Below are 16,719 nucleotides of genomic sequence, written 5' to 3' on the forward strand. Positions count from 1 at the left end.
TATTTTTAGGCTTTTTAGTGCAATGCACTAGCTGATGCTCCTTTCTGTACTCAAACAGAAGGAGTGTTACCATGAAAATTCAAGAACTGGTCATCAACTATCACATGACCGAAACCTGTAACTTTCGCTGCGATTATTGTTATGCCACCTGGGAAGGTAATACATCGCATCTCGAGTTACACCATGACTTCCCTCTTGTCCAACAATTGCTCAAAAAACTAGCAGTTTACTTCCTTGTTGATAATCCATTAAAAGCTTCACTCGGTTATAGCTCTGTGCGGATTAATTTCGCGGGCGGTGAGCCAGTCGTGTTAGGTTCGCGCTTTGTTAATGCTGTCTTGTACGCTAAGCAACTGGGCTTCAACACTTCCATTATCACCAACGGTCATCTGTTAACGGAGCAGATGCTCAATCGCGTGGCGTCATCTACCGATATGCTTGGTATCAGCTTTGATACCGCCGATCACCTCATTGCTCAATCCATTGGCCGTATTGACCGTAAAAAAGATTGGCTGTCACCCGAGCGTTTAAAGACATTAGTTGCTCACTATCGCACGTTGAATGCTAATGGCCGGGTGAAGTTAAACACAGTGGTAAATGCCTTTAATTGGCGTGAAAACCTGACTGAGGTCATTAACGAAATCCAACCATACAAATGGAAATTATTGCGTGTATTGCCAGTGTATTCACAGCATCAAGCAGTAACTTCGGAAGAGTTTACCGCCTATATTCTGCGCCATCGTACCTTAAGAGATTTGATTGTGGCAGAAGACAATCAGCATATGTGGCAATCCTATCTCATGATCAATCCTGTCGGTTGCTTCTATCAGAACATCGGCCCAAAAGAAGGGCATATTTATAGCCCAGAAATATTAAACGTTGGTGTCGAACACGCTTTTTCACACATCGAATTTAATCCGGAAATCTTCGCCAAGCGTTATCAGAAGGTTTGCTAATCAACTGGTTGATAGCTGATGGCCGAGTCCAGGTATTCGGCCTTTTCGGAGAGAATCATGAAAAAGTACAGTAATTGCAAAGAGATCAATCTTCTGGTTATTGAAGTGCTTAAGAGTGATGAGTGGAATGTCCGTAAGGGAAAGCATTTTGTGTTGATTTCACCTTGTGGTGCTCGGTTAGCAGTACCGTCTACGCCAAGTGATCGTCGCCGGTCATACCAAAATTTTCGCATGGATTTAAGACGATTACAGGGACTTTAGCATGTGGCTGAAGTCCCGATGTGATCAACATGAATAGGAGCCGATTATGGCCAACAACAATCACAAAGCAAACCAAGGTAATGATAACAAGGGAACTTCTGGTACTAATCATGAGTATCAAAAGGTATTGGATAACCGCAGTAACCAGAAAAATCCAAACAACCCACGGCATCAACCAAAAGGAGGCAAATGATATGCCCGATACGTCAGATATGTCTAAGGACGAATTGGATTTATGGTCCGATATCAACAATCCTAATAATGATGCTGGTATGGATGACTGGGCCGATGCCCACAATCCAAATAACGAGGATTATCTCGGTGACGATGATATCTATTTTGAAGAGTATCATTGTTACGAATAATCAACGGTAATTGAAAAGGCCGCATCATGTGATGCGGTTTTATCTTTGGGAGCGCATGTTGATGTGTGGGCGTATGGAGTGAACCTCGTTCAGTAGCCATCCTATGACTATTATTTGAGTATAGGATAACAGCCATGAGCAATCAGAGATATAGCCAGAATTTAAAGATGAAGCAGTAAGACAGGTCATTGTTCGGGGATACTCAATCAGCGAAGTTGCTGAGAATTTAGCGGTATCCCAGCACAGCCTTTATAAATGGGTTAAAGCCTGCCGCCCATCACCCGAGCATTCAAAAGACAACGAGTTGATCGAAGCTAAAAAGGAAATCCTTCAATTACGTTCTCAACTCAAGCGTGCTGAAGAAGAAAGGGATATCCTAAAAAAATACCCGAGGGGCACACCGAGGCCGCAAGGTACTTTGCAAGCCAGCCAGAGTAAAGTACCAGTTCATTAACGAACATCGTCGTATGTTTCGCATTGCGGTTATGTGCCGCGTACTCGGTGTTGCCAGGGCTGGCTATTACTTTTGGGTTGAACAGCCGCTGTCAGAGAGAGCGCTGGAGGACCTTCGACTCCTCAAGCTAATCAGGGACTCTTATGGTGCCAGTGATGGAGTCTATGGTTATCGGCGTATCCATCTTGATCTCAGAGAACTTGGAGAAACCGTCGGTAAGAATCGCGTACTAAAGATCATGCGTCATCATGGCATCAAGGCGGTACGGGGCTATAAACGACATCGATATGGCGCAGGACGGCCTTCAATTGTGACGCCTAACTTGCTACAGCGTGAGTTTAATGTCACCACGCCAAATCAAGTGTGGGTGACCGACATTACCTATATACGCACTTGGCAGGACTGGTTATACCTTGCCGTGGTCATGGATTTATATGCCCGTAATATCGTCGGTTGGTCGATGAAACCGACCTTAGCCCGAGAGATTGTGATTGACGCACTCCTGATGGCTGTTTGGAAACGTAAACCCAAAGGAACGGTTATGGTACATTCGGATCAAGGCTCTCAGTATGGGAGTGACGATTGGCATCGCTTTTGTCGGACGCCTGACCTCATGCCTAGCATGAGTTGCAGAGCGAACTGTTGGGACAACGCGGTAGCCGAATCATTTTTCAGCAGTTTGAAGACAGAACGGATTAAAAAAAACATCTATAAAACACGCGATTTAGCTCGAGCCGATATCTTTGGCTATATCGAAGTGTTTTATAATCGTAAGCGTAGACACAGTCACCTCGGAGGTATGAGTCCGGAACAATTTGAACAGCCTTATTTTGAGGCATCAGGGTGTCAATGAAATACGGGTCATTCCAGTGCTGCTTAAAAAGCAAGCAAACATCTACAATCTCCTTACTAATTTTCAACCTAGATCATTGCTCACTTATTGTATCTATGTAGTATTGTCTGTTGTTACCGGGTGTAACACGGTAATTGGAATAGAAATCACATGGAGAACAACGTGATAAAAAATGTCTTATCAGTAGCGATACTCGCTTTTGTGTTAGGAGGGTGCGCTTCAGTACCGATGGAAAGTACCAAGGTATCAAATGAAGCGAAGCAGTTTAGCGAGCCACCCGCTGGCAAAGCCGGACTGTATATTTACCGCGATTCGTTCGTTGGTAAAGCCCTTAAAAAGGATGTCTGGCTAGATGGAGAATGTGTGGGAGAAACAGCTCCAGACACTTTTTTCTACAAAATAGTTGATGGCAACACTACACATACCGTATCTACAGAGTCTGAATTTTCCCCAAATGATGTGTCATTAAAAACTGATACGGGGAAAAATTACTTTATCCGTCAGTACATTAAATTGGGCCTGTTTGTCGGTGGTGCTGGTGTCGAAGTGATAGATGAGGATAAAGGGAAAGAAGCTGTTTCTAAGCTCGGCCTAGCAAAAAGTGGTAAGTGTAGCAACTGATTTGTGAGCATTGCTCAAGATTTTGACCGCCTTTATGGCGGTCTTTATTTTTCTAGCCTCAGCAATTGCCGAGGCTTTTTGTAACTGAAATTTATTTGGTTGGAATGTTTTTACCTCATGCACTGATGCCCCATGGCCCCTTATAACTATGATTTTGTAACCGAAATAATCCCAAAATGGTGTTTTGGGTAATGTGACGAAAACAGACTGTTGTTCAGATGGTTACGCGTTAAATTTCTTTCTACACAGGGAAGGAAGCAAAACATCAGTTTCAACTCATCGTCTTAGTTCAACGTTCTCGCTCTGTGCTGCCGCGCTTCACTTTAGATGCATTTCCTGTTTGTCCCTCAAATAGTCTCAAAACCACCATTTTACTTTTTAATAACATTTGACTAGGATTTGTTCGGATACGCCGACGCCAAGGAACGGGAATGAAACTGCTACGACTCTTGCCACTAGTGTTAATCACCACAGGTTGCACCTCGCTGGGGATCACTGAACAAAAGACCATGAAACTTGAGCTGTCGGTACTCAGTAAGACGGACGCCCCAGGGTTAGAAGTCGCCTCATTACCTGCACAACTGCGCAATGTTTATATCTGGACCAAGAGCAATGGCGAGAAGGTTGTTTGTTCTGAACCTGTACCGGATGTTGCGGCGTCAACAACGTTCAAGGCGACAGCCGAAGCCGTGAATAATCTTACTGCTGTAGTGAGTCAGGCGCTGGAGTATCAGATTGAGCGAGACAGAAGTTTAAGCCGTAATTCAACAGCAGAAGATGGTAGTGCGGCATCTGGTAGCAGTGGGGCAACCGGCTCAAATGATTTTTCCACCAATAACAGTGTGAATAACACCCTGAGCCAGACCCTGAAACTGGGGATGGAAACAACTAGTACTATGGTGAATCTTGGTGGCCGTAATGACCTAGTGTTGCTGTCCCGCGAAATGTTGTTTGCTAACTGCATGTTGGCTGCTAATGGTTTCACCGGTAAACCAACGGATGCAGAACTGCCGACCAGTGAAGCTCAGGCGAATATCAAACAAATTATAACTGTCATAAGCGAAATGGTGACAGCCGACAGATTGAAAGCTGAAGCCAAAGCTAGTGAGGCTAAAGCTGCAGAGAATACCGCTGCAGCAGCCAAGGCAAAGGCGGAAGAAAGCCTCAAGAAGACTCAAGCAAACACCAACAGCGCTTTGTTAGCGACCTACACCGCGAGTTTGGACAAACAGCTAGCGGCCTGTAAGACGGCGGCGGGCACAGACAAGGTGAAGCTATCGACATGCCAAACTCAGTACAATGAAGACCTAAAAGCGTTACAGGAAGGGTTCAAATAGGAGGAACACATGGGAGACAGTGAATTTGGTAAATTTTTGCTCGCCAATAAAAATAATTTACCCATCTTGCTCAACGGCTCGACAGTGAGTGCCAAGATCCTCGGTGTTGATGGCGATATGGTAACGCTTTTGGCAAGTCCAAGCGGTGGTAACTCTGTTCGTCTAACTCTGCACTATACCAACATTGTGGTGATCAGCTAACGGTTTTGTTGAGTCAGTCAAACGGGGTTGTATGCTTATTGATTTATAGGCCCGTTATGTTGATTTAAAAACGACGCTGTATAAATAAAACAGCCGCTGGTAGCAGCATAAGATCTATTTAACAACCAAAATCTACGGCGAACATACAGTGATAATACTTTAACGTTGTTGGTGCTTATAGCCGCCTCGGCAACGGCGGGGCGAGCATAAACGGATTTATATCTTTATTGCTCGAGCAGCCAATGCCCGTCCACTAGCGCCAAAAATTGAATGGGTAGAGTAGGCGCTGTTTTTGAAGTGTCCTAATCGCGCCATTATGTTCAATAATTAGTCAGTTGAAGCAATGGTCGCAATTTCCTTTAGCCAAGTGTTAAATAAAAATCTACATTAGGCGATGATTATAAATCATCGAGCAATGCATTATTGATTCTTAAGTAATCCTCGATTCAATAAAAAATAAAATGATTTACTACAAAAAGTTGAAGGTCACGAAAGTTGGCTAATACTTATGATACCTGTGTAATCGCTAATTGCTGGATTCCCTCAGCGGAGTTCAAGGGACTGAAACCTCTATGCGAAAAAATTTACCTGTCACCGACCGAGAGCGCACATTCAGTGAAAATCAGAAGCTGATTTCTGTTACTGATCTTAATGGCACTATTACTGAATGTAATCATGCTTTTGTTGATATCAGTGGTTACAGCAAAGAAGAGCTGATAGGCCAGCCTCATAATCTCGTCCGTCATCCAGATATGCCAGCAGAGGCTTTCCGTAATATGTGGGAATACCTCAAGCAGGGAAAGCCTTGGATGGGAATTGTCAAAAATCGCTGCAAAAATGGCGATTTTTACTGGGTAAATGCGTATGTCACCCCGATGACAGAAAATGGGAAAATAGTTGGGTTTCAATCAGTAAGAACTAAAGCTAAACCCCAGGATATTGAACGTTGTAATGCGTTATATCGACGTTTGAACGCTGGAAAAGGGTTGCAGCGTCAGCGTTTGCTTGGTGTTGAAAATGTGTTTATCACGGCCGCTATTACCGTTTGTACCTTGCTATATTTTTCTGGATATAGCAATTTTTCAGAATCCCTACTAACGCTCTCTTTTATCATCTACGCCATCTTAGTTACCGTGTCGAAAAAGCAGATATACACCAATTTAATGGAAATGCTGGAGGGCGGTTTCAGAGATCCATTAGCAGTGCAAAGTTATACCGACCAGCGCAATCTGCTGGGCGCAATCAAAGTCGCGATTCTCAGTGAACGGGCCCACCTTAACACCGTTTTGACGCGGATGGACCATGCCGCTACTGTCATGGTGAATGAAACAGATGCGTCTGTTCATCTCACTGAGCGCTCAGAGCAAACGCTGGATAGGCAACATCAGGAAACGGAACAGGTCGCAACGGCCATGAACCAGATGACGACAACGATTACCGAAGTGTCTCGTCATGTGTCCGAGACTACTGAGCGGGTAAGAAAATCCACCACACTTGCCAGTGAGGCCAAAGCGGTTGCCATAAAAACCAGTGATGCGATTGAAGAGCTACGGGTGGCGGTTGACAACATTTCGGAGTCGGTTGCCAGCGTGTCGGAGCAAACAGACAAGATCGCGTCTGTTGCACAGATAATCCAGCAGATTGCAGAACAAACTAATCTATTGGCGTTGAATGCTGCTATTGAGGCCGCGCGGGCAGGAGAACAGGGGCGCGGTTTTGCGGTGGTTGCCGATGAAGTGCGCTCTTTAGCAAGTCGGACTCAAGAATCAACCAAAGAAATACACGCCATTATAAAAGAATTGGCGGACCGCGCTGGGGTGGCCGTAACGGTTGCCCAGCAAGGGCAGGGGAAAGCCCAGATAGGTTTAGATCGGGTGAAAGACAGTGAGAATCTGTTGTGCGGTATCGCTTCTGAATTAAGCAGTATTTCCAACATGGCGGTGCAAATGGCGGCTGCAGTAGAAGAACAAGCACATGTATCGGAAGATATTAATCACCAGATCAACAATATATCGGTGATGGCTCGCAGCTGTCAGGAAGATGCAGAAGGTGCGTCTTCTCGTATCCATAACCTGAAGAAAATTGCCGGCAATTTGGTGGAAGTGGTACAGCGATTTGCGCGCTAGACTTTGATTTTGGGACGGCAGGTGACGACTGCCTTTTCTCGAGTTAGGTAACTATGCCATCATACAGCCATTAGTTTCTCTGAGGCCGATTGCCATTTGTTAGTCCATAGTCGTTACGTTCGTCAGGGCCCAGATTACCGTTTGGGAGAGCCAAAGACGTTTCTCGATGTCCGCGATACTTTTGGCTTCGCCGCTGTTAGAGTCGGGCGCTGGGTGTCTGATGAAGAGTCTGCGATTGCGGCAAATTTGGTGTTTGATTCGTTAGCGGATTTAGCGTTTATTCTCAATATCCCTCCGGCAACACTTGGCCTGCGGCAATCACTTAATCTGGATTTTGGCATTGGTGGGCGTAAAGGTGTACAGGCGCATTATGCTCCGGCTAATCGTACTCTCGCGCTGGCGAAAAATGCGGGGGCTGGCGCTTTGGCACATGAATTCTGGCATGCACTGGATCATCATTTAGCACTGGCTGCTTTTGCTGATGACTGTGACATCCCGCCTATCAGTTTTGCCAGTGAACTCTGGCTGCAAGATATAAAGTTAAAATCACATCCTCTAAATCAGGCGTTAGCACAGCTATTTCAACAGGTGTTATTGAACAGTGACGGCTCGGATGCCAGCCACTATGTGTCACGCGCCATCAAGCTGGATCAAGCACGTGGCACTTATTATTTTTCCCGTCCAACAGAGTTAATGGCGCGCGCCTTTGAAAGTGCGATTGAGCACTGTGCTGAGGTGCGTAATCAATATTTAGTTTCTGGTACTCGTTCGGTCGAAGCAGCAGCCAGCGGTGCATATCCTGAGAATGGACATTTGCCACAGATTTTTGGCGCTATCCGAGAGTATTTCAGGATGCTTGGACAAGCAGTGGCTAGGTGAATGCTAAGCACTTCACGAAGCTGCAAATTATTGCCGCAATACCCAGACATCAACGGTTGACCGAGATGTCGCTGCTATCACACAATGTGTTAGACATGCTTAAAAAAGGAAATATCAGCGATAGCAATCTGGCTTCGCTGCGCGGGAGAATACATGCCACAACTGTTGATCACCGGTGCTAATCGCGGCATTGGTTTAGCCTTAACCGAATTATATCTGGCATCTGGCTGGGATGTGGTCGCCTGTTGCCGCGATCCTTCCCAAGCCGATGACTTGCTCTATTTGATCAGTGACAATCCTGGGCTTGAGGTTTATCAACTGGATGTTACAGATTACGATGGACTGGCAGCGCTGGCGCGGGAACTCGATGACCGTCCTATTGATTTATTAATCAATAATGCGGGTTACTACGGCCCTAACGCCGTGTTGCTTGGAGATATTCCGGTGGAAGAATGGCGCAAGGTGTTAGAGATTAACACCATTGCACCGCTAAAAGTGACCGAGGCTTTCTTACCTCAGTTACGAAGGACGAAGGGAACCGTAGCCTGCATCAGCTCCAAGATGGGCAGTATTGAGGAAAATCATAGCGGAGGCAGTTATCTTTATCGATCTTCCAAGGCAGCACTGAATGCTGTGAATAAAAGTTTGGCGCTGGATCTGTCTCCCGATGCGATAACAGCCGTCGTAATCCATCCAGGCTGGGTGCGCACCGATATGGGTGGTCCACACGGTTTGATAGATACAGCTACTTCGGCCCAGGGTATCAAGGCTCTGTTAGAGCGTTTAACACCTCAAGACAGCGGTAAATTTTTTGATTACCAAGGTCGGCAACTTGCTTGGTAGGCTTGATCAGTTGCGCAGTGTAACGGCGCTCATCAATGCTGCTGAGGTGGGCAGTTCCAGCAACAGTGTCAAGTGATGAGTGTAATTGACATCTGTAGCCGATAGGCTCATTACTTCATTAATTGTGGGATGAGCGTGCGTTGACTAATGCCGGACATTGCTTCACTTAACGGGTTAATTAAATTCTGCTTTAAACTGGCAAGGTACACGTTATCTCCGGCGTTTATTATCTACTTGAATTAAATAAACTATAGTTTTGCTGCAGTTGGTAACTGAGCAACAACAAACTTGTATCAAATATAGTGAACCAATAGTTTTTAACATCCTGAAAAATATAAACCAATTATAAGGATAAACTTAATTACTAATAAATTTGGATGTTAAACCCCCATTGTTGGTTAAATTTGCTACAATAACCAGTCTGATTTGGTCGTTACTAGGATAATAGTGGTGACGGTCATATCGTTAGAGCCTTCCCGGTTGCAATATTTTGATCCCCTGTGTTTTTAGCGTAAGGGTTGTTGTGTACTGCTGGAATTGGGCTCACGGATGCCACTTTGGCAAGAGTGTCAGATCCGTCAGGACCTGCATAGATGTCAGAAAACAGATTCGGGAGGTAAAGTAAAAAATGAGTATTTCTGACTTATCCCAAGAACACCCTGCATTGATCCATACTGAACACTGCACTGTGCTGTCACATACTCAACGGGATCAAGGGGAATGGGTACAACACACGTTGATGCTTAAAAACTATGAAACACCATTTCGTTTTCGACGTCCCAAAAAATATCGTAGTCTGAAAGGGGCGCAAGTTACGCTGGATTACTATCCACAAACCACCTTAGTGGCCGGTTTTGAAGTGGAAACCATGCGAGTTGTGCGCATTCGCCGCAGCTGATACTTGGTGTCACGCCAACGCCATCAATAGCCGATATTCATCTAAAGCAAATTCGTCTGTCATGCCGCTGATATAGTCCTGTATCAGTCGGCAGCGATGGTAAAACTCGGGTAATTGCCGTTCACCAACAGCGCGTTTGTATGTAGCCAAATGCTTGAGCGGCAATCGTTTCAACAGCCTGTGTTCAATAAGGTATTGCTGTCCATTGCCTTCTAGCATTTCCGTAAATTGTGCTTCCTGTAAACACAGTAAAGGACGATAGCAGTCCAGCAGCGTTGTCACTATGCGATAGCCTCTAAGCTCCATCTGTTCCACTTCTTTATGACTGAATACGTTACGTATAGCGACCTGCTTCAGCGTTTCAGTAATTGCATGCTGATAGCCTTTGTCTTCTAACAGTGGTTGGTTGAAATCACCACGAAATACAGCTTCAAGATTATCGATAAAGCGTTGCGCAGCATGTTCTACCAGCGGATGAATTAACTTGACCCGTAAAAAGGTGAAGAACTGACTCTGGGGATTGATGGCGCTTTTGGCGGCGGCGTCTGCGGCATACTGGATAGCATGTTCCATGAACAACAGACGTTGGTTGGGCAGAGACATTTGCTGACATTGCTGCTGATACTCGGTAATTAGCAGCTGTTGTAGCAGTGAGAGGGAAATGACATCTTTTTCCACAGCATCTTCAATATCTGCTAAACAATAAGAAATATCATCAGCGGCCTCCATGATATAGCTTACGGGATGGCGGTTACCTAACGTCATTCCCAGTGCTTGGCACACATCGCTGACTACGCCAGTCTCGCTGGCATAGTAACCAACCTTTTTCATTAAATAGGATTTATCCTCGGGACGCGCAGATTTAGGTAATGTGCCGCAACGAGTGTACTTCAGAACCCCGGCCAATTGACTGTAGGTCAGATTAAGTCCCAGCAGCGTGTGCATCAATCGTAGCCCTTGGGCGTTACCTTCAAAGTGGCAGATATCCAGACAGAGCTCTGGCTGTAATTGGAAGTCAGTTGGCGCGATATCAGCCAAGTGTTGGCTAAACCAATGACTAATGGCCGCTTCACCGAAATGTCCGAAAGGGGGATTGCCCACATCGTGCATCAGACACGCCATCTCGACCAAGGTTTCCAATGGCCTTGCCATACCATCCAGTCCAATATCGGTTAACGCCACGCCTTGTTGGTCTAGGGAATCAAATATTTTTTGTACAATAAACCGCCCAGTTTGCTGTACCTCGAGTGAATGGGTTAATCGGCTGCGAACGGCGGCGTTGCGTTCTAGCGGAAACACTTGTGTTTTCTGCTGTAAACGGCGGATAGCGGCTGAATTGATGATGCGTCCACGGTCACTTTCATAGGCGCGTTGCAACGTCGCGCGATCGCCATTGCTATTATGCTGGCTATTATAAGGACGGGCCAAAGTGATACGTTTGGAAAAATCGATATCTGCCATAACAATTCCGATTAATAGTTATCTTGCTGATCTATAGACAAAAGATAATTCACGCTAAAGTGCTCAGTCTAAATCAATCTGTGGTATTGTCACAGCGCCTTATTTTTACAGTGTTTTCTGGAGCATATAGATGTCAAAAACCATTGTTATCGCCCTCGTCGTGATTGGCTTAGTGATTCTGGGATTGTTTGGCTGGCAACATCAGCAGGCAAAACAACTACCATTAGCCGGTAGTTGGAGCAGTGGCTGTATTGTGGACGGCAGTAAGAGCAAGGAATTTATCATGGAATTTGGTAAAGATACTTACCGTAGTAATGCCAAGTTATATGACAATACTCAGTGTCAGGCGCCTAGCATCAGCGAATATCACGGTAGTGCTTACGCTGAGGTCGCAGATGCCCATCTGCAGACGTGTGATGGGGCAGAGGCCATTATGCTCACGCTGTATTGGGATGATAAAACGCAACCTAAGCCTTTAGTGCTACAACATACGGCTGATAACAAGCTGATGACCGGATTTCCGCAAGAAAAATCTAGTGACGGTAAAAGTGCTTGGTGCATAGACAAGTCCACGGTTTATTCTCCGCTTGCCAAATAAGCTGAACGCTAAACTGTAACAAACTGTGAGATGTGGCGATTTTGAGCTGCAATCAGCCACGTCTCGTGGTTAACTCGGACGCAACAAACCGCAAGGAAGGAATGATAATAATGAAAAAACTGCTATTGCCATTGACCATTGCGTTGGCGTTAGGTGGCCTAAACGCCTGTCAGTCGCAGCCGAGCCCCGAAGCCAAAGGAAATCAGCTGATCGCGGCCATAAAAGCCGACCAAAATCAGCAGTTCCAGCGTTTTAGCCAACAATTTATCGATGAATTCTGGAAACAAGCACCGACGTATGCGCTATACAGCGGCTACCACAAATATGACGCTACATTGGAGATCCCAGATGCCGCCAGTCGCACTGCGATGCTGGCGTTTATCGCCAAATACCAGGGATTGTTAACGGCATTTGATACCGACGCATTAACGCCAGCGAACTTGATTGATTATCGCTTGATTGAAAATCAGCTGGCCAGTAGCAAATGGGAAATCAACGATTTCAAATCTTGGCAGTGGGATCCATCAAACTACAATGTGGCAGGCGGATTTGCGCAGATCATCAATGAAAATTATGCGCCACAGGATGAACGCCTGCGTTCCGTATTAGCTCGGCTAGAAAATGTGCCAGCCTATTATCAGGCTGCCAAAGCCAATATCAGTCATCCAACGCTGGAACACACACAACTTGCCATCTTGCAGAATCAGGGCGCTTTTTCGGTTTTGTCAGATGACTTGCAAAAGACGGTGGCTGATTCGTCACTTTCAGACGCGGAAAAGCAGTTATTCAATCGGCGGTTGAGCGCTGCCAAAACGGCAATTAATGATTACATCAGTTTTTTACAAAACCTTGAAGGCCAATTGCAACAACAGGGGGCTAGAAGTTTTCGTATTGGTGAAAAACTTTATGAGCAAAAGTTTGCCTATGATATTCAGTCGGGTATGACTGCTAAAGAGCTGTACGAAAAAGCCTTATCCGATAAGGAAAAAGTGCAACGGGAGATGGCAAATCTCACCGATAAGTTATGGCCAAAATATTTCACATCAGCCAAACCTGCAGATGAAAAACTAGCCATCCGCCAGCTTATCGACAAGTTATCCGTTAACCACGTCAAACGCGAGAATTTCGTCGATGAAGTCAGGAAGCAGTTGCCACAATTAATCCAATTTGTGAATGACCACCATCTGGTGACGCTGGATAAAGATAAGCCATTGGTGGTACGGGAAACACCTGCTTATTTTGGTGGCGTCGCGGGCGCGTCAGTTAGTGCACCAGGGCCTTATGATAAAGGTGGTAATACCTATTACAATGTAACACCTCTTGATGGCATGTCTGAGGCGGCTGCAGAAAGTTATCTACGAGAATACAACCACTGGGTGCTGCAGATCCTCAACATCCACGAGGCAATTCCCGGCCATTATGCACAGTTGGTGTACGCCAATAAGTCTCCAAGTTTGATCAAAAGTTTGTTCGGTAACGGTGCCATGATTGAAGGCTGGGCGGTATATGCCGAACGTATGATGCTGGAAGAGGGCTACGGCAACTTTGAACCCGAATTGTGGTTGATGTACTACAAATGGAATTTGCGAGTGATCTGCAACACCATTCTGGATTACAGTATTCAGGTTAAGGGAATGACCAAAGAACAAGCCATGACGTTAATGACGCAGGAGGCGTTCCAGCAGCAGGCCGAGGCCGAAGGTAAGTGGCGCAGGGCGACATTGAGCCAGGTTCAGCTAACCAGTTATTATGCTGGCTTCCGCGCTATCTATGATTTGCGTGATGAAATCAAAGCGAAGGAAGGTAAGCAATTCAACTTGGAACAGTTTAATGAACAGTTCCTCAGCTATGGCAGCGCACCGGTAAAATATATCCGGCAGTTGATGTTACAGCAAAAGTAACGGTGATTTATAACAGGGAAAGGCAGTATTCACTGCCTTTTTTATTGCCTTATACCTCAGTTGCTATGCATTTAATCTAATACCGATTTGGTTTATCCTAGGGCGGTTTTTGGCTTACCGGTTACTTGTTTTTGCCGGTTGACAATCAAGGAATTTTTATGCGGATCAGTGCCAATTTTGATGGCGGCAATATTCAGGTGTTAAGCCTGGAACACAAAGATAATATCCAACTGGCAATACGTCAGGATGAAGGCGGCGAATTCTACCAATGGTTTAATTTCCGCTTCGAAGGTGAAGTGGGGAGTAGTTACACGCTCAACATTGTAAATGCTGGCAGTTCTTCTTATCCCAAGGGTTGGCAAAACTATCAGGCGGTGGCCAGTTATGATCGGCAGCATTGGTTTAGATTACCGACACAGTACCAAGACGGCACGCTGAGTATTGCTGTGGAACTGGACGCCGATGCTATTCAGATCGCTTATTTTGCACCATACAGTTACGAGCGACATCTGGATTTGCTAAGTGCGGTGCAGGTACACCCAAAAGTGTCACTGGAACATCTGGGGCTGACGCTCGATGGCCGTGATATGACGCTGATAAAAATAGGCGATGATAGCGATGAAAAACGCACGATTTGGATCACCGCACGTCAACATCCTGGTGAAACCATGGCTGAGTGGCTAGTAGAAGGGCTGCTGTACAAATTGCTAGACCCCGACGATCCGGTTGCAAAGCAATTGCTGGATAAAGCGAATTTTTATGTGGTGCCTAATATGAACCCTGACGGCAGTGTCCGGGGGCATCTGCGTACCAATGCCAAAGGTGTCAACCTCAATCGTGAGTGGCAAACGCCCTCTCTGGAAAACAGTCCTGAAGTCTATTATGTCGTCAATAAAATGCAGCAGACCGGTGTGGATCTGTTCTATGACATACATGGCGATGAAGGGCTGCCTTATGTGTTCCTGGCAGGTTGTGAAGGCATACCAGGCTGGAACAGTAAATTGCAATCACTGCAAAGCTCCTTTGAGAAAGCCCTGCAGTTGGTCAGCCCCGATTTTCAGACTGAGTTTGGTTACGGTAAAGACGAACCAGGCAAAGCCAACCTGACCATTGGCTCTAATTGGGTGGCGCAGACCTTTAATTGCTTATCCAACACCTTAGAAATGCCATTTAAAGACAACGACAACCTAGCCGATCCTATGGTGGGTTGGTCACCAGAACGTTGTATTCACCTTGGCGAAGCATCGTTAACTGCGATGTTGGCTGTTGTTGATCAATTGCGTTGAGGAATCGTGATGGCTCTGACAACGTGTCCCATATGTGATAAACGCATCTCTGATAAAGCGAAAGTCTGTCCTCATTGTCAGACAGCGCTCGATAGCGATACCTCCTCGGCCAAACGGATTAGGCAGATAGAAAAGTCTACCCGATTGATGACTCACAGCTTCATCGCCATGACGATTTTCATTGCCGGCGTTGTCGTCTGGTTCTGGGGCGGAGAAGTTGCTAGCGGTCCCCGCGCGATTGTTGGTGGGGTTTTGTTTGCTTTCGGTTTTGTGGGGTATCTGATTACCCGAGTACGTATTGTTCTGAATAAACGGAAACAGCTATGACAGATCTGTTGAAAGTCATTGATGAGATGCCGCTTGCAGTCTATGAACGGCTAAAAAATGCCGCCGAAACCGGTAAGTGGGAAGATGGTAGTAGCTTGTCTGAAGAACAGCGCGACTCTACCTTGCAGGTGGTGATGTTGTTTCAGCAGCGCCGTCTGCAGCAGCAAGAACATTTCACTATTGGCAGCGATGGCAACGTCATCGAGCTGTCGAAAGCTGAACTGAAAAAACGTTTCCGCGGCGATAACATTGCCCAATTCAAAGAAGACGAACTCTGATGTAGCAAAGGCCCCAAAGGGGCCTTTTTACTGGACAACTATTAATCGTTTGTCAGTTCGCCACAAAGATTTTGCTGCATCTTGTCGCGGATTTCGGCCACGGTAAGATTTTTCGAAAACAGATAATGCAGTTTTGCTAATGCCGCTTCTGTGGTCATATCGAAACCACTAACAAAGCCTGCTTCCGCCAACGCATTGCCAGTGGCATAACCGCCCATATTGACTCGCCCCTGACGGCATTGCGTCAGATTCACCAGCACAATACCGTTATCATTTGCTTGTTTCAGTGTCTGTAACAGCTCAGGGTTCTGCGGGGCATTGCCCACACCATAAGTTAACAAAATCAACGCCTTTACCGGTTGCTGCAGAATATTACGAAAGATCTCATTCGAGATCCCGGGATATAGCGTCACAATACCTATGGGCTGAGGATGAATATGGGTCACCTGCAATGGCTCACCAGTATAGTGGGCAATGGCGCCCGCTCGTAAACGGATTTTAATGCCCGCTTCCAGCAATAATGGAAAATTGGGCGAGGCAAAGGCATCAAAACCATCAGCATGGGCCTTGGTGGTGCGGTTACCACGGAACAATTTGTTGTTAAAAAACAGGCAAACTTCGGCCACCGGATAATTAGCGGCAATATACAGCGCATTGAGCAGATTGGTCTGGCCGTCAGAGCGCAGCTCTGATAACGGAATTTGTGAACCGGTGATGATGACTGGCTTCGACAAATTCTGCAGCATAAAAGAAAGCGCTGACGCGGTAAAAGCCATGGTGTCGGTGCCATGCAGGATCACAAAGCCATCATACTTATCGTAATTAGCTTCAATATCGTCAGCAATCATCTGCCAATGTGCGGGAGACATGTTGGAAGAATCAATCAGTGGCGAATACTCATGCAAAACAAACGCAGGCATCTCTTCGCGGAAGAACTCTGGCATGGAGTTAAGACATTCCGTCAGAAAGCCCGCTACCGGTACAAAGCCGTGTTCAGCTTTTTGCATACCGATGGTGCCGCCTGTATAAGCGATATAGATATTTTTTTTGGTCATCGGAGACAGCGATTGAGGG

The 16,719-nt window shown here is 46.0% G+C and carries 17 protein-coding genes and 1 pseudogene; 16 read left to right on the forward strand and 2 right to left on the reverse strand.

Annotation, left to right across the window (positions count from 1 at the left end; translation table 11 throughout):
• The first annotated feature begins 71 nt into the window (after positions 1-71).
• The 11 genes and pseudogenes from J3L11_RS01145 to J3L11_RS01195 all read left to right on the forward strand — a co-directional run bounded on the left by J3L11_RS01145 (position 72) and on the right by J3L11_RS01195 (position 9,794).
• The gene (locus J3L11_RS01145; protein ID WP_207569741.1) at positions 72-956 is read left to right on the forward strand and encodes a viperin family antiviral radical SAM protein; all 885 of its coding nucleotides are present in this window, start codon (positions 72-74) and stop codon (positions 954-956) included.
• Between the two features lie 307 nt (positions 957-1,263).
• Positions 1,264-1,410 carry a hypothetical protein gene (locus J3L11_RS01150; protein ID WP_207569742.1) on the forward strand — a complete coding sequence of 49 codons (147 nt, stop codon included), beginning with the start codon at positions 1,264-1,266 and terminating at the stop codon, positions 1,408-1,410.
• Position 1,411: 1 nt separating this feature from the next.
• Positions 1,412-1,582 carry a hypothetical protein gene (locus tag J3L11_RS01155; RefSeq protein ID WP_207569803.1) on the forward strand — a complete coding sequence of 57 codons (171 nt, stop codon included), beginning with the start codon at positions 1,412-1,414 and terminating at the stop codon, positions 1,580-1,582.
• Positions 1,583-1,716: 134 nt separating this feature from the next.
• Positions 1,717-2,889, forward strand: a pseudogene (locus tag J3L11_RS01160) (IS3 family transposase).
• A gap of 162 nt (positions 2,890-3,051) precedes the next feature.
• Positions 3,052-3,510 (forward strand): DUF2846 domain-containing protein, encoded by a 459-nt coding sequence (locus tag J3L11_RS01165; protein WP_347566486.1) that lies wholly within the window; start codon positions 3,052-3,054, stop codon positions 3,508-3,510.
• Positions 3,511-3,941: 431 nt separating this feature from the next.
• Positions 3,942-4,847 carry a hypothetical protein gene (locus J3L11_RS01170; protein WP_207569743.1) on the forward strand — a complete coding sequence of 302 codons (906 nt, stop codon included), beginning with the start codon at positions 3,942-3,944 and terminating at the stop codon, positions 4,845-4,847.
• A 9-nt stretch (positions 4,848-4,856) separates the two neighbouring features.
• Complete coding sequence (locus tag J3L11_RS01175) at positions 4,857-5,048, forward strand: hypothetical protein (protein WP_207569744.1); 192 nt, start codon at positions 4,857-4,859, stop codon at positions 5,046-5,048.
• Between the two features lie 572 nt (positions 5,049-5,620).
• Positions 5,621-7,174, forward strand: a complete 1,554-nt coding sequence (locus J3L11_RS01180; protein ID WP_207569745.1) for a PAS domain-containing methyl-accepting chemotaxis protein — start codon at positions 5,621-5,623, stop codon at positions 7,172-7,174.
• A 96-nt stretch (positions 7,175-7,270) separates the two neighbouring features.
• Positions 7,271-8,053: a CLCA_X family protein gene (locus J3L11_RS01185; protein WP_207569746.1), complete on the forward strand. Its 783-nt coding sequence runs from the start codon at positions 7,271-7,273 to the stop codon at positions 8,051-8,053.
• A 153-nt stretch (positions 8,054-8,206) separates the two neighbouring features.
• A complete protein-coding gene (locus tag J3L11_RS01190) occupies positions 8,207-8,896 on the forward strand; it encodes an SDR family oxidoreductase (RefSeq protein ID WP_207569747.1) in 690 nt (229 codons plus the stop codon).
• Positions 8,897-9,524: 628 nt separating this feature from the next.
• On the forward strand, positions 9,525-9,794 hold the full coding sequence (locus J3L11_RS01195) for a hypothetical protein (protein WP_133039207.1): 270 nt from the start codon (positions 9,525-9,527) through the stop codon (positions 9,792-9,794).
• A 9-nt stretch (positions 9,795-9,803) separates the two neighbouring features.
• Here J3L11_RS01195 and dgt read toward each other — a convergent pair whose 3' ends face one another.
• Positions 9,804-11,255, reverse strand: coding sequence for a dGTPase (gene dgt / locus J3L11_RS01200; RefSeq protein ID WP_207569748.1), 1,452 nt, complete (start codon positions 11,253-11,255; stop codon positions 9,804-9,806).
• Between the two features lie 130 nt (positions 11,256-11,385).
• Between dgt and J3L11_RS01205 the strand changes: the two genes are divergently transcribed.
• From J3L11_RS01205 to J3L11_RS01225, 5 genes are all read left to right on the forward strand, one after another.
• Positions 11,386-11,853 carry a hypothetical protein gene (locus J3L11_RS01205; RefSeq protein ID WP_189616440.1) on the forward strand — a complete coding sequence of 156 codons (468 nt, stop codon included), beginning with the start codon at positions 11,386-11,388 and terminating at the stop codon, positions 11,851-11,853.
• A gap of 110 nt (positions 11,854-11,963) precedes the next feature.
• Positions 11,964-13,754, forward strand: a complete 1,791-nt coding sequence (locus J3L11_RS01210) for a DUF885 domain-containing protein (protein WP_207569749.1) — start codon at positions 11,964-11,966, stop codon at positions 13,752-13,754.
• A 158-nt stretch (positions 13,755-13,912) separates the two neighbouring features.
• Positions 13,913-15,040 carry a M14-type cytosolic carboxypeptidase gene (locus J3L11_RS01215; protein WP_207569750.1) on the forward strand — a complete coding sequence of 376 codons (1,128 nt, stop codon included), beginning with the start codon at positions 13,913-13,915 and terminating at the stop codon, positions 15,038-15,040.
• Positions 15,041-15,049: 9 nt separating this feature from the next.
• Positions 15,050-15,367 carry a zinc ribbon domain-containing protein gene (locus J3L11_RS01220; RefSeq protein WP_207569751.1) on the forward strand — a complete coding sequence of 106 codons (318 nt, stop codon included), beginning with the start codon at positions 15,050-15,052 and terminating at the stop codon, positions 15,365-15,367.
• The gene (locus J3L11_RS01225) at positions 15,364-15,645 is read left to right on the forward strand and encodes a DUF1315 family protein (protein WP_207569752.1); all 282 of its coding nucleotides are present in this window, start codon (positions 15,364-15,366) and stop codon (positions 15,643-15,645) included. Before J3L11_RS01220 ends, J3L11_RS01225 begins: the two co-directional genes overlap by 4 nt.
• 41 nt (positions 15,646-15,686) lie before the next feature.
• On the opposite strand, the gene ansA is transcribed toward J3L11_RS01225, so the two are convergent.
• Positions 15,687-16,700, reverse strand: coding sequence for an asparaginase (gene ansA / locus J3L11_RS01230; protein WP_207569753.1), 1,014 nt, complete (start codon positions 16,698-16,700; stop codon positions 15,687-15,689).
• Between the last annotated feature and the right edge of the window lie 19 nt (positions 16,701-16,719).

It is taken from the genome of Shewanella sp. 4t3-1-2LB (assembly GCF_017368415.1).
Lineage (GTDB): Bacteria > Pseudomonadota > Gammaproteobacteria > Enterobacterales > Shewanellaceae > Shewanella > Shewanella fodinae.

Coding starts and splice junctions, on each gene's coding strand:
- J3L11_RS01225 (WP_207569752.1), top strand. CDS start 15,364: ATGACAGATCTGTTGAAAGTCATTGATGAGATGCCGCTTGCAGTCTAT.
- J3L11_RS01175 (WP_207569744.1), top strand. CDS start 4,857: ATGGGAGACAGTGAATTTGGTAAATTTTTGCTCGCCAATAAAAATAAT.
- ansA (WP_207569753.1), bottom strand. CDS start 16,700: ATGACCAAAAAAAATATCTATATCGCTTATACAGGCGGCACCATCGGT.
- J3L11_RS01205 (WP_189616440.1), top strand. CDS start 11,386: ATGTCAAAAACCATTGTTATCGCCCTCGTCGTGATTGGCTTAGTGATT.
- J3L11_RS01215 (WP_207569750.1), top strand. CDS start 13,913: ATGCGGATCAGTGCCAATTTTGATGGCGGCAATATTCAGGTGTTAAGC.
- J3L11_RS01145 (WP_207569741.1), top strand. CDS start 72: ATGAAAATTCAAGAACTGGTCATCAACTATCACATGACCGAAACCTGT.
- J3L11_RS01155 (WP_207569803.1), top strand. CDS start 1,412: ATGCCCGATACGTCAGATATGTCTAAGGACGAATTGGATTTATGGTCC.
- J3L11_RS01190 (WP_207569747.1), top strand. CDS start 8,207: ATGCCACAACTGTTGATCACCGGTGCTAATCGCGGCATTGGTTTAGCC.
- J3L11_RS01220 (WP_207569751.1), top strand. CDS start 15,050: ATGGCTCTGACAACGTGTCCCATATGTGATAAACGCATCTCTGATAAA.
- J3L11_RS01150 (WP_207569742.1), top strand. CDS start 1,264: ATGGCCAACAACAATCACAAAGCAAACCAAGGTAATGATAACAAGGGA.
- J3L11_RS01210 (WP_207569749.1), top strand. CDS start 11,964: ATGAAAAAACTGCTATTGCCATTGACCATTGCGTTGGCGTTAGGTGGC.
- J3L11_RS01195 (WP_133039207.1), top strand. CDS start 9,525: ATGAGTATTTCTGACTTATCCCAAGAACACCCTGCATTGATCCATACT.
- dgt (WP_207569748.1), bottom strand. CDS start 11,255: ATGGCAGATATCGATTTTTCCAAACGTATCACTTTGGCCCGTCCTTAT.
- J3L11_RS01170 (WP_207569743.1), top strand. CDS start 3,942: ATGAAACTGCTACGACTCTTGCCACTAGTGTTAATCACCACAGGTTGC.
- J3L11_RS01180 (WP_207569745.1), top strand. CDS start 5,621: ATGCGAAAAAATTTACCTGTCACCGACCGAGAGCGCACATTCAGTGAA.